At 71.0% G+C, this 12,548-nt stretch carries 8 protein-coding genes; 6 read left to right on the top strand and 2 right to left on the bottom strand.

Annotation, left to right across the window (positions count from 1 at the left end):
* The first annotated feature begins 204 nt into the window (after positions 1-204).
* Positions 205-3,204 (top strand): bifunctional [glutamine synthetase] adenylyltransferase/[glutamine synthetase]-adenylyl-L-tyrosine phosphorylase, encoded by a 3,000-nt coding sequence (locus ACZ8ZB_RS09980; RefSeq protein ID WP_470737347.1) that lies wholly within the window; start codon positions 205-207, stop codon positions 3,202-3,204.
* Positions 3,205-3,364: 160 nt separating this feature from the next.
* On the opposite strand, the gene ACZ8ZB_RS09975 is transcribed toward ACZ8ZB_RS09980, so the two are convergent.
* Together ACZ8ZB_RS09975 and ACZ8ZB_RS09970 are read right to left on the bottom strand one after the other, a co-directional pair.
* Positions 3,365-4,234 carry a phosphatase PAP2 family protein gene (locus ACZ8ZB_RS09975; protein ID WP_470737346.1) on the bottom strand — a complete coding sequence of 290 codons (870 nt, stop codon included), beginning with the start codon at positions 4,232-4,234 and terminating at the stop codon, positions 3,365-3,367.
* Positions 4,235-4,367: 133 nt separating this feature from the next.
* Complete coding sequence (locus tag ACZ8ZB_RS09970; protein ID WP_030836445.1) at positions 4,368-5,402, bottom strand: LacI family DNA-binding transcriptional regulator; 1,035 nt, start codon at positions 5,400-5,402, stop codon at positions 4,368-4,370.
* A gap of 421 nt (positions 5,403-5,823) precedes the next feature.
* Between ACZ8ZB_RS09970 and ACZ8ZB_RS09965 the strand changes: the two genes are divergently transcribed.
* The 5 genes from ACZ8ZB_RS09965 (at position 5,824) to ACZ8ZB_RS09945 (ending at position 12,539) form a co-directional block, all read left to right on the top strand.
* Positions 5,824-7,095, top strand: a complete 1,272-nt coding sequence (locus ACZ8ZB_RS09965) for an extracellular solute-binding protein (RefSeq protein WP_470737345.1) — start codon at positions 5,824-5,826, stop codon at positions 7,093-7,095.
* A gap of 97 nt (positions 7,096-7,192) precedes the next feature.
* Positions 7,193-8,197 (top strand): carbohydrate ABC transporter permease, encoded by a 1,005-nt coding sequence (locus ACZ8ZB_RS09960; protein ID WP_470737344.1) that lies wholly within the window; start codon positions 7,193-7,195, stop codon positions 8,195-8,197.
* A 13-nt stretch (positions 8,198-8,210) separates the two neighbouring features.
* Complete coding sequence (locus ACZ8ZB_RS09955; RefSeq protein WP_470737343.1) at positions 8,211-9,122, top strand: sugar ABC transporter permease; 912 nt, start codon at positions 8,211-8,213, stop codon at positions 9,120-9,122.
* Between the two features lie 181 nt (positions 9,123-9,303).
* Positions 9,304-10,998, top strand: coding sequence for a glycoside hydrolase family 13 protein (locus ACZ8ZB_RS09950; RefSeq protein WP_470737342.1), 1,695 nt, complete (start codon positions 9,304-9,306; stop codon positions 10,996-10,998).
* 167 nt (positions 10,999-11,165) lie between these two features.
* Positions 11,166-12,539, top strand: a complete 1,374-nt coding sequence (locus ACZ8ZB_RS09945; RefSeq protein ID WP_470737341.1) for an alpha-amylase — start codon at positions 11,166-11,168, stop codon at positions 12,537-12,539.
* Positions 12,540-12,548: the final 9 nt, after the last annotated feature.

Below are 12,548 nucleotides of genomic sequence, written 5' to 3'. Positions count from 1 at the left end.
GCGCTCGGCCGGACCGCTCCCGGCCGGCCGGACGGTTTTCCCCACCGAATACGAAAACCGCCCGCCGCGCCACCGAAATGCCGACAGCGGCATACCGCCGCGGGCCGGGCCGGGACGGTGCACTCCCGATAGGCTCGTGGCCGTACGACCCTGATCCGAGGCATGTGCACCAGGCACAGGCGCAAGGCACGAGGGAGGCCGGGGATGACGTCGGCGCCGGGGCGCAGGAGCAGTACCTTCACACGGCTGCTGCGGCACGGCTTCACCGATCCGTCCGCCGCCGAGCGACTGCTCGACAGCGACGGACTGGCGCTCGTGCGCAACGACCCCGTGCTGCTGGACGCCTTCGGCTCCACCGCCGACCCCGATCTGGCGCTGCGGGGACTCGTACGGCTGCTGGAGGCGCAGGACGGGGCCACCGACCGCCAGGAGCTGCTGGACACCCTGATAGCCGCCAAGCCGCTGCGGGACCGGCTGCTCGGGGTGCTCGGCGCGTCCGAGGCGCTCGCCGAGCACCTGGCCCGGCACCCGAGCGACTGGCAGGCCCTCGTCACCTACGAGCCGCACGACCTGCACCCGGGCGTCGAGGAGTTCGAGCGGGGCCTCGCCGGCGCCACCGACCCGGTCTCGCTCCGCGTCGCCTACCGGCGCTGTCTGCTGTCCATCGCCGCCCGTGACGTCTGCGGCACCATCGAGGTCGCCCAGACCGCCGCCGAGCTCGCCGACCTCGCCACCGCCACCCTGCGGGCCGCCCTCGCCCTCGCGGAGGCCGCCGCGCCCGAGGACGCCGCGCTGTGCCGGCTCGCGGTGATCGCGATGGGCAAGTGCGGGGGACACGAGCTGAACTACGTCTCCGACGTCGACGTCATCTTCGTGGGCGAGGCGGCCGACGGGGCCGACGAGGACAAGGCGCTGCGCGCCGCGACCCGGCTCGCCTCGCACCTGATGCGGATCTGCTCCGAGACCACCGTCGAGGGCTCCATCTGGCCCGTCGACGCCAATCTGCGTCCCGAGGGCCGCAACGGGCCGCTCGTGCGCACCCTCGCCTCCCACCTCGCCTACTACCAGCGCTGGGCCAAGACCTGGGAGTTCCAGGCGCTGCTCAAGGCCCGCCCGGTCGCCGGAGACCGGGCGCTCGGCGAGGAGTACGTCGCCGCCCTCCAGCCGCTGGTGTGGCAGGCCGCCGAGCGGGAGAACTTCGTCGCCGACGTGCAGAAGATGCGCCGCCGGGTGGTGGAGAACATCCCCGCCGCCGAGGTCGACCGGCAGCTGAAGCTGGGCCCGGGAGGCCTGCGGGACGTCGAGTTCGCGGTGCAGCTGCTCCAGCTGGTGCACGGCCGCTCCGACGCCTCGCTGCGCAGCGGCACCACCCTCGACGCGCTGAAGGCCCTCGCCGCCGGCGGCTACGTCGGCCGTGCGGACGCCGCCCAGCTCGACGACGCCTACCGCTTCCTGCGCTCCATGGAGCACCGCATCCAGCTCCACCGGCTGCGCCGCACCCACCTCGTCCCCGAGGACGAGGCCGACCTGCGCCGCCTGGGCCGCTCCCTCGACCTGCGCACCGACCCGGTGGCCACCCTGACCCGGGAGTGGAAGCGGCACGCCTCCGTCGTACGGCGGCTGCACGAGAAGCTGTTCTACCGGCCGCTGCTGGACGCCGTCGCCGCGCTCGCCCCCGGCGAGGCCCGGCTCAGCGCCGCGGCCGCGCGGGAGCGGCTGATCGCGCTCGGGTACGCCGATCCGGCCGCCGCGCTGCGCCACCTGGAGGCGCTGGCGTCCGGCGTCACCCGCAAGGCCGCCATCCAGCGCACCCTGCTGCCCGTGCTGCTCGGCTGGTTCGCGGACTCCGCCGACCCGGACGCCGGTCTGCTCACCTTCCGCAAGGTCTCCGACGCGCTCGGCAAGACGCCCTGGTACCTGCGGCTGCTGCGCGACGAGGGCGCCGCCGCCGAGAACCTGGCCCGGGTGCTGTCCGCCGGCCGGCTCGCCCCCGACCTGCTGATGCGCGCCCCCGAGGCGGTGGCCCTGCTCGGCGACGGCGGCGGGGGACTCCGGCCGCGCTCCCGCGCCCACCTGGAGCAGGAGGTCCTCGCCGCCGTCCGCCGCGCCGACAACGCCGTCCAGGGCGTCACCGCCGCCCGCGGGGTGCGCCGCCGCGAGCTGTTCCGCGTGTCCGCCGCCGACATCATCGGCTCCTACGGCACCGAGTCCCGGCCCGCCGAGGCCGACCAGGGCGCCCTGGTGGACCTGGTGGGCGGCGCGGTCTCCGACCTGACGGCCGCCACCCTCTCCGGCACGCTGCGCGCCGTCGTCCGCGAGGGCTGGGGCGACACGCTGCCCACCCGGTTCGCGATCATCGGCATGGGCCGCTTCGGCGGGCACGAGCTGGGCTACGGCTCCGACGCGGACGTCCTGTTCGTGCACGAACCGCGCGACGGCGTGGACGAGCGGGAGGCCGCCGAGGCCGCGGGCAAGGTGGTCGCCGAGATGCGCCGCCTGCTGCAGATCCCCAGCGCCGACCCGCCCCTGATCGTCGACGCCGACCTGCGCCCGGAGGGCAAGTCAGGGCCGCTGGTGCGCACGCTCAAGTCGTACGAGGCGTACTACCGCCGCTGGTCGCTGGTGTGGGAGCGGCACGCGCTGCTGCGCGCCGAGCACGTCGCCGGGGACGAGGACCTGGGCCGCCGCTTCACCGAGCTGATCGACCCGCTGCGCTACCCGGCCGCCGGGCTCGACGAGGAGGCCGTCCGCGAGATCCGGCGGCTGAAGGCCCGCATGGAGTCCGAGCGGCTGCCGCGCGGCGCCGACCCCAAGCTGCACACCAAGCTCGGACCGGGCGGACTGTCCGACGTGGAGTGGACCGTGCAACTGCTCCAGCTGCGGCACGGCGCGCGGGAACCCGGCCTGCGCACGACCCGCACCCGGCAGGCGCTGGCCGCCGCCCGCGCGGCCGGGCTGATCTCCGAGGAGGACGCCGCCACCCTCGACGAGGCGTGGGTGCTCGCCACCCGCGTGCGCAACGCGGTGATGCTGGTCCGGGGCCGGGCCGGGGACACCTTCCCCACCGCGCCCCGGGAGCTGGGCGCCGTCGGCCGTTACCTGGGCTACGGCTCCGGTCACGCCGGCGACATGCTCGACGCGTACCGGCGTACGGCGCGGCGGGCGCGCAGCGTGGTGGAGGAGCTGTTCTACGGGGGGTCGTGATCCCCCGGCGAACCCCGCCGTGCGGGCCCGGCCCCCCAAAGCCGCCCCGGCCCGTCCTCCGGGACCGCGTCGCCCCGTCCCCCCGGCGAAGGCGGCGGTCCGGTCGTCGTCCGGGACAGGGGGCCGAGGCCCCGGGGGAGCGCCGCCCGGTCCTGCCGGGCTAGCCCTGCTTCGGCACCGGGATCCGCTCCGGCCCCCGTTCCCTCCGCTCGGGCACCCGTCTCGGCAGGGCGTGCGGCCGGCGGCCGTACCAGAGCAGCGCGACGCCGTAGCCGAAGGCCAGGCAGAGGACGCCGCCCACCGCGTCCAGCCAGAAGTGGTTGGCGGTGGCGACGATGACCACCAGGGTGGCCACCGGGTACGCCAGGCCCAGCACCCGTGCCCACGGGACGCGGGTCAGGGCGAAGACCGTCAGGCCGGACCAGACCGACCAGCCGATGTGCATCGAGGGCATCGCGGCGTACTGGTTCGACATGTTCTTCAGGTCGCCGGAGGCCATCGAACCCCACGTCTGGTGGACCAGGACGGTGTCGATGAAGTCCTGGCCGTCCATCAGCCGGGGCGGGGCGAGCGGGAACAGGTAGTAGCCGACGAGGGCGATGCCCGTGGTGGTGAAGAGGACCAGGCGGGCCGCCCCGTAACGGCCGGGATGACCACGGTAGAGCCACACCAGGACACCCAGCGTCACCACGAAGTGCAGGGTGGCGTAGTAGTAGTTCATGCCGACGATGAGCCAGGTCACCGAGTTCGCGGCGTGGTTGACGGACTCCTCGAAGGCGAGGCCCAGTTGCCGCTCGAGGCGCCAGATCCAGTCGGCGTTGCGCAGCGCCTCGGCCCGCTGTTCCGGCACGGCGTTGCGGATGAGCGAGTACGTCCAGTAACTCACCGCGATCAGCAGGATCTCGAACCACAGCCGGGGCCGGCGGGGGACGCGCAGACGACGCAGGCGACGTGGGCCCGTCTCCTCCACGACGGGACGCGCTGCGGCCTCTTCCCGGCCTTCCAGCGTTCTCACCGTCGTGTCGTCCATGGGTCCGAAGTCTGCCAGAAAAGACCTCCGCCTCGGATCATCCCCCGGTCGGTCCCGGCCCGCACCTCCTCCTCCGGGGACAGGCCCGTGCCCTCCTACCGCGGTAGTGCGCCGAAGGCCCCTTCCCTCCGACCTAGGGACGATTCCGGTCCCCGGGGGCCGAAGCGGTCGAACCGCGCACCACCAGCTCCGGCATGAACACGAACTCGCTGTGCGGCGCGGGCGTCCCGCCGATCTCCTCCAGCAGGGTGCGCACCGCGGCCTGGCCCATCGCCGGGACCGGCTTGCGGACCGTGGTCAGCGGCGGGTCGGTGAAGGCGATCAGCGGGGAGTCGTCGAAGCCGACCACCGAGATGTCCTTCGGCACGTCCAGACCGCGCTGCCGGGCCGCTCGTATCGCGCCCAGCGCCATCATGTCGCTCGCGCACACCACCGCCGTGCAGTCGCGGTCCATGAGCGCGCTGGCGGCGGCCTGGCCGCCCTCCAGCGTGTACAGCGAGTGCTGGACCAGCTCGGTCTCCACCGTCTCGGCGCTCAGGCCCAGTTGCTCCTGCACGGCGCGCACGAAGCCCTCGATCTTGCGCTGCACCGGAACGAACCGCTTCGGCCCGAGCGCGAGGCCGATCCGGGTGTGCCCGAGGGAGGCGAGGTGGGTGACGGCGAGCGCCATCGCGGCCCGGTCGTCGGGGGAGATGAACGGCGCCTGCACCTTCGGCGAGAAACCGTCCACGAGCACGAACGGCACGCCCTGCGCCCGCAGCCGCTCGTAGCGCTGCATGTCGGCGGTGGTGTCGGCGTGCAGTCCGGAGACGTAGATGATGCCGGCCACCCCGCGGTCCACGAGCATCTCGGTGAGCTCGTCCTCCGTGGACCCGCCCGGCGTCTGGGTGGCGAGCACCGGCGTGTAGCCCTGGCGGGTCAGCGCCTGCCCGATGACCTGGGCCAGCGCCGGGAAGATCGGGTTCTCCAGCTCGGGCGTGATCAGCCCGACCAGGCCCTCGCTGCGCTGCCGCAGCCGCACGGGCCGCTCGTAGCCGAGGACGTCGAGGGCGGCGAGCACGGACTGGCGGGTGGTGGCGGCGACGCCCGGCTTGCCGTTGAGGACGCGGCTGACGGTCGCCTCGCTCACCCCCGCCTGAGCAGCGATGTCGGCGAGGCGTGTGGTCACAGGACTGGACTGTAGCTGCCGCTTCTCCCCTTGCACACCGATCGGACGCCTGGTGCGCGCCGTCGAACGGCCCGCTGCGGGCTGCTGGGTCATCGCGATCCCTCAAGTCGTGGTCGGCGTCCGCTCCGCAAGGGATGATTCCCCCGGCGACAACGGATGGCAAGTGCTTGCAGAGTCTTGCACAACAGTCCGAACCCCTGTCGTACGGGCGGAAACCCGGATTGCCGAGCGGTCGAGAACAGGTCACGACGAGGTAACTCTCGGCGTTGCTTGCAAAACTTTTCTGCAAGGTCTTTCGAAAAGATTCCCGCGCTGTTACGTTCACGTCGCCCGGCGGCTCCATCGGCGCAGTCGGCACGTTTCGCAGGACGGCAGACGGGGCCGCACCTGCACTCACGGGCTTAACCCTCAAGGAGAACTCATGCGGCGTGGCATAGCGGCCACCGCGCTGGTGGCGTCCCTCGCCCTCGCGGCGACGGCCTGCGGCGGGGACAGCGACAGCGGCGACTCGGCCGGCGGCCCGACCACCATCACCTGGTGGGACACCTCCAACGCGACCAACGAGGCGCCGACGTACCAGGCCCTGGTCAAGGAGTTCGAGGCCGCCAACAAGGACATCAAGGTCGAGTTCGTCAACGTCCCCTTCGACCAGGCGCAGAACAAGTTCGACACCGCCGCCGGTTCCAAGGGCGCCCCCGACGTGCTGCGCTCCGAGGTCGGCTGGACCCCCGCCTTCGCCAAGAAGGGCTTCTTCCTGCCGCTGGACGGCACCGAGGCCCTCGCCGAGCAGGACAAGTTCAAGCCCAACCTGATCGAGCAGGCCAAGTACGAGGGCAAGACCTACGGCGTCCCCTTCACCACGGACACCCTCGCCTTCGTCTACAACAAGGAACTGTTCGAGAAGGCCGGCGTCGAGGTCCCCAAGACCTGGGACGACCTGAAGAAGGCCGCCGCCACCATCAAGGACAAGACCGGCGTCGACGGCTACTGGGCCTCCACCGCGGGCTACTACGCCCAGCCGTTCCTCTACGGCGAGGGCACCGACATGGTCGACGTCGACGCCAAGAAGATCACCGTGAAGTCGGCCGCGGCCGAGAAGGCCTACGGCACCTGGCTGGACCTCTTCGACGGCAAGGGCCTGCACAAGGCCGACGTCACCGCCGACGCCTACGCCCACATCCAGGACGCCTTCATCAACGGCAAGGTCGCCTCGATCATCCAGGGCCCGTGGGAGATCACCAACTTCTACAAGGGCTCCGCCTTCAAGGACAAGGACAACCTCGGCGTCGCCACCGTCCCGGCCGGCTCCACCGGCAAGGCGGGCGCCCCCACCGGCGGCCACAACCTCTCCGTCTACGCCGGCTCCAGCAAGGAGAAGCAGGAGGCCGCGCTGAAGTTCGTGAACTTCATGACCTCGGCCAAGGCGCAGGAGACCATCGCGCTGAAGAACTCCACGCTGCCCACGCGTGACGACGCCTACACCGACAAGGTCAAGGCCGACCCGGGCATCGCCGGCTACCAGACGGTCCTCGCCGCCGCCCAGCCGCGCCCGGCCCTGCCCGAGTACAGCTCGCTGTGGGGTCCGCTGGACGACGAGCTCCCGCAGATCGCGAGCGGCAAGGAGTCCCTGGACAAGGGCCTGGGCGACGTGGAGACCGCGTTCGCCAAGCTGGTGCCGGACTTCAGCAAGTAATGCCCGTGCGGCCGCCGGCCCCGCTTCCAGGAGGGGAGGGTCCGGCGGCCGCCGGCCTGTGTGCCGTACTCCTTGATCATCCAGAAGGTGCCGAACCATGACAGTCGCCATCGACCGCGCGACCGGCAAGCGCCGCGGTGACCGCGCGCCCCGCCCCGGCCCGGCCGGCCGCCTGAAGCGCAGTTTCCAGAAGCACTGGTACGCCTACGCCATGATCGCGCCGGTGGTCCTGGTGCTCGGCGTCATCGTGCTGTACCCCCTGGCGTACGGCTTCTACCTCACCCTCACCGACGCGGACAGCCTGAACTCGGCCCGCACCATCGGCGTCAACGAGATCGAGGCCACCTACACGTTCATCGGCATCGACAACTACGCCGACATCCTGTGGGGCGAGACGGCCTACGACCGCTTCTGGTCGCACTTCATCTGGACGATCGTGTGGACGGCCGCCTGCGTCGGCCTGCACTACGGCATCGGCCTGGGCCTCGCCCTGCTGCTCAACCAGAAGCTGCGCGGACGCACCCTCTACCGGCTGATCCTGATCCTGCCGTGGGCCGTGCCGACCTTCGTCACCGTCTTCGGCTGGCGCTTCATGCTCGCCGACGCCGGCATCATCAACACCGCCCTGGACACCCTCGGCCTGCCGACCCCGGCGTGGCTGGAGGACACCTTCTGGCAGCGCGTCGCCGCCATCACGGTCAACACCTGGTGCGGTGTGCCCTTCATGATGATCTCCCTGCTCGGCGGCCTGCAGTCCATCGACGCCAGCCTGTACGAGGCGGCCGAGATGGACGGCGCGAACGCCTGGCAGCGCTTCCGCCACGTCACCCTGCCCGGCCTGCGCTCGGTCAGCTCCACCGTGGTCCTGCTCGGCGTCATCTGGACCTTCAACCAGTTCGCCGTCATCTTCCTGCTGTTCGGCAACACCGCCCCGGACGCACAGATCCTCGTGACCTGGGCCTACTACCTGGGCTTCGGGCAGCAGCCGCGCGAGTTCGCCGAGTCCGCGGCCTACGGCATGCTGCTGCTGGCCATCCTGGTCGTCTTCACCTCCTTCTACCGCCGCTGGCTGAACCGCAATGAGCAGCAGCTCGCGATCTGAGGCAGGAGTCCCCATGAGCACCTCTACCGTCACCACCCCTGCTCCGGCGGACCGGCCCACCGTCGACAAGGCCCCGGCACGCAGGTCGCGCCGGCGCGGCGAGAGCAGTCCGCTGGCCCGCCTCACCACGCACGGCGTGCTGACCGTGGCCAGTCTGATCGCGCTGTTCCCGGTCGCCTGGCTGGTCTTCCTGTCCCTCGGCCCCGACAAGGACGACTACCTGCGTCCCGGCGGCATCTGGGGCAAGATGACGCTGGACAACTACACGTTCGTCCTGGAGAACACGAACTTCTTCCACTGGCTGAAGAGCTCGCTGATCATCTCGCTCGGCACCACGGTCATCGGCGTCCTGGTCGCCGCCACCACCGGCTACGCGGTCTCCCGCATGCGCTTCCCGGGCTATCGGAAGTTCATGTGGGTGCTCCTGCTCACACAGATGTTCCCCGTGGCCGTCCTGATGGTCCCGATGTACCAGATCCTCTCGGATCTGCAGCTCATCGACAGTTACCTTGGACTCATCCTCGTCTACTGCTCGACGGCGGTGCCGTACTGCGCCTGGCTGATGAAGGGCTACTTCGACACCATCCCGTTCGAGATCGACGAGGCGGGACGCGTCGACGGGCTGACCCCCTTCGGCACGTTCGCGCGGCTGATCCTGCCGCTCGCCAAGCCCGGGCTGGCGGTCGCCGCGTTCTACAGCTTCATCACCGCGTTCGGCGAGGTCGCCTTCGCCACGACGTTCATGCTCGACGACGAGAAGTACACCCTCGCCGTCGGTCTGCAGAGCTTCGTCAGCGAGCACGACGCACAGCGCAACCTCATGGCCGCCACCGCGGTCCTGATCGCGATACCGGTCTCCGCGTTCTTCTACCTCGTGCAGAAGAACCTGGTCACCGGCCTCACCGCCGGCGGCACGAAGGGCTGATCCCCTTCGTGCGACGACTCCCGCGCGCCCCGCGCGCGCGGGTAGGCGGCCGCGGTGGCCTCCCCCACTCTCGGCTTCGCTCGAGCGGGGGGATTCCCAGACCCCGCCGCCACCGCGGCCGCCCCGTCTCCCGCCGCCCACCCCCACTCGTCACCCCGACCGCACTCGTATCAAGGACGACATGAGCCAGCAGCACTCCGCCGCCCCGGCCCCGACCCCCACCACCGACGCGGCCGTCGCCACCGTCGCCCGGCGTCGCGACTGGTGGCGGGACGCGGTGATCTACCAGGTGTACCCGCGCAGCTTCGCCGACAGCAATGGCGACGGCATGGGCGACCTGGAAGGCATCCGCTCCCGCCTGCCGTACCTGCGCGACCTCGGCGTGGACGCCGTGTGGCTCAGCCCCTTCTACGCCTCCCCGCAGGCCGACGCCGGCTACGACGTCGCCGACTACCGCGCCGTCGACCCCATGTTCGGCACCCTGCTCGACGCCGACGCGCTGATCCGCGACGCCCATGGACTGGGCCTCAGGATCATCGTCGACCTGGTCCCGAACCACTCCTCCGACCAGCACGAATGGTTCAAGCGCGCCCTCGCCGAGGGCCCCGGCTCGCCCTCGCGCGACCGCTACCACTTCCGCCCCGGCAAGGGCGCGAACGGCGAGCTGCCGCCCAACGACTGGGAGTCCATCTTCGGCGGTCCCGCCTGGACCCGCGTCACCGAGCCCGACGGCACGCCCGGCGAGTGGTACCTGCACCTGTTCGCCCCCGAGCAGCCCGACTTCAACTGGGAGCACCCGGCGGTCGGCGACGAGTTCCGCTCCATCCTGCGCTTCTGGCTCGACATGGGCGTGGACGGTTTCCGCATCGACGTCGCCCACGGCATGGTGAAGGCGGAAGGCCTTCCCGACCTTGGATCCCATGAGCAGCTGAAGCTTCTGGGCAACGATGTCATGCCGTTCTTCGACCAGGACGGCGTCCACGACATCTACCGGCAGTGGCGGCTCATCCTCGACGAGTACTCCGGCGAGCGCATCTTCGTCGCGGAGGCCTGGACCCCGACCGTCGAGCGCACCGCCAACTACGTCCGCCCCGACGAACTGCACCAGGCGTTCAACTTCCAGTACCTGGGAACCCACTGGGACGCCGAGGAGCTGCGCACGGTCATCGACCGCACGCTGGACGCCATGCGCCCGGTCGGCGCCCCCGCCACCTGGGTGCTGTCCAACCACGACGTCACCCGGCACGCCACCCGCTTCGCCAACCCGGCCGGTCTCGGCACCCAGATCCGTCTGGCCGGCGACCGCGAGCTGGGTCTGCGGCGGGCGCGCGCGGCGACGCTGCTGATGCTGGCGCTGCCCGGTTCGGCCTACGTCTACCAGGGCGAGGAGCTCGGCCTGCCCGACGTCGTGGACCTGCCGGACGAGGTGCGCCAGGACCCGGCGTACTTCCGGGGCGCCGGCCAGGACGGCTTCCGGGACGGCTGCCGGGTGCCGATCCCGTGGACCCGCGAGGGCTCCTCGTACGGCTTCGGCGACGGCGGCAGCTGGCTGCCGCAGCCGGCGGAGTGGGGCGAGCTGAGCGTCGAGGCGCAGACCGGCGACCCCGGCTCGACCCTGGAGCTGTACCGGTCCGCGCTCGCCGTCCGCCGGGACCAGGCCGACCTGGGCGCGGGCGACGCGGTGGAGTGGCTGCGCGCCCCCGAGGGCGTCCTCGCCTTCCGGCGCGGGGAGTTCGTGTGCGTCGCCAACACCACGGGGGAGTCGGTGACCACGCCCGTGTACGGCCGTGTCCTGCTCGCCAGCGGTGAGGTGGAGGTGACGGCCGGCGAGGCGAAGGTGCCGGCCGACACCACCGTGTGGTGGACCACGGACTGAGAGACCGGCTCGCGACTTTTTTCATCGAAGTCGGTACGGCCCGCTGCCCTTTCGGGTGGCGGGCCTCTACCATCTGCGGTGCCGCAAGTCCGCTGAAGCTTTCTGCAAGAGGATTCAAGCGGTCACGGCGGTATCCCCACGCCCTTCGATGAAGAAGGTAACCCCACATGGCACGCAGAACCCTCGCCGGGGCCGCCGCTCTCGCGGTCGCCTCGGTTGTCATGGCTCCGACCGGTGCGGAGGCGTCCCCGCCCGGCGGCAAGGACGTCACCGCCGTCCTGTTCGAATGGAACTTCGCCTCGGTCGCCCGCGAGTGCACCACCACCCTCGGCCCCGCCGGGTACGGATACGTCCAGGTCTCCCCGCCCGCCGAGCACATACAGGGCGCGCAGTGGTGGACGTCGTACCAGCCGGTGAGCTACAGGATCGCCGGACGGCTCGGTGACCGCGCCGCGTTCAAGAACATGGTCGACACGTGTCACGCGGCCGGCGTGAAGGTCGTCGCCGACACGGTCATCAACCACATGTCCGCCGGCAGCGGCACCGGCACCGGCGGATCGTCGTACACCAAGTACGACTATCCCGGTCTGTACTCCTCGTACGACTTCGACGACTGCACCGCGCAGATCAGCAACTACGGCGACCGCGGGAACGTCCAGAACTGCGAGCTGGTCGGACTCGCCGACCTCGACACCGGCGAGGAGTACGTCCGCAAGACCATCGCCGGGTACATGAACGACCTGCTCTCCCTCGGTGTGGACGGCTTCCGGATCGACGCCGCCAAGCACATGCCGGCCGCCGACCTGGCCAACATCAAGTCCCGGCTGACCAACCCCTCCGCCTACTGGAAGCAGGAGGCCATCCACGGCGCGGGGGAGGCCGTCCAGCCCACCGAGTACACCGGCAACGGGGACGTCCAGGAGTTCCGGTACGCGTACGACCTCAAGCGGGTCTTCAACAACGAGAACCTCGCCTACCTGAAGAACTACGGCGAGGGCTGGGGCTACATGAACAGCTCCGTCGCCGGCGTCTTCGTCGACAACCACGACACCGAGCGCAACGGCTCCACGCTCAGCTACAAGGACGGCGCCAACTACACCCTGGCCAACGTCTTCATGCTCGCCTGGCCCTACGGCGCCCCGGACGTCAACTCCGGGTACGAGTTCTCCGACCACGACGCCGGACCGCCGGGCGGCGGCCGGGTCGACGCCTGCTGGCAGAACGGCTGGAAGTGCCAGCACAACTGGCCGGAGATCAAGTCCATGGTCGCCTTCCGCAACGCGACCCGCGGCCAGGCGGTCACCAACTGGTGGGACAACGGCAATGACGCGATCGCGTTCGGCCGGGGCGGCAAGGGCTTCGTGGCCATCAACCACGAGTCCGGCTCCCTGACCCGCACCTACCAGACCTCCCTCCCCGCGGGCACGTACTGCAACGTCCAGAACAACACCACGGTGACGGTGAACGGTTCCGGACAGCTGACCGCCACCCTGGGCTCGAACACGGCCCTCGCGGTGTACGCCGGCAAGTCGTCCTGCTGAACGCGCGCG

This window comes from Streptomyces sp. 12E (genome assembly GCF_055633275.1).
This window is presented reverse-complemented; position numbering and strand designations above follow the sequence as displayed.

Bases quoted from the DNA above. Each gene is read 5' to 3' on its own strand.
- ACZ8ZB_RS09980 (WP_470737347.1), top strand. From the start codon at position 205: ATGACGTCGGCGCCGGGGCGCAGGAGCAGTACCTTCACACGGCTGCTG.
- ACZ8ZB_RS09975 (WP_470737346.1), bottom strand. From the start codon at position 4,234: ATGGACGACACGACGGTGAGAACGCTGGAAGGCCGGGAAGAGGCCGCA.
- ACZ8ZB_RS09965 (WP_470737345.1), top strand. From the start codon at position 5,824: ATGCGGCGTGGCATAGCGGCCACCGCGCTGGTGGCGTCCCTCGCCCTC.
- ACZ8ZB_RS09960 (WP_470737344.1), top strand. From the start codon at position 7,193: ATGACAGTCGCCATCGACCGCGCGACCGGCAAGCGCCGCGGTGACCGC.
- ACZ8ZB_RS09955 (WP_470737343.1), top strand. From the start codon at position 8,211: ATGAGCACCTCTACCGTCACCACCCCTGCTCCGGCGGACCGGCCCACC.
- ACZ8ZB_RS09950 (WP_470737342.1), top strand. From the start codon at position 9,304: ATGAGCCAGCAGCACTCCGCCGCCCCGGCCCCGACCCCCACCACCGAC.
- ACZ8ZB_RS09945 (WP_470737341.1), top strand. From the start codon at position 11,166: ATGGCACGCAGAACCCTCGCCGGGGCCGCCGCTCTCGCGGTCGCCTCG.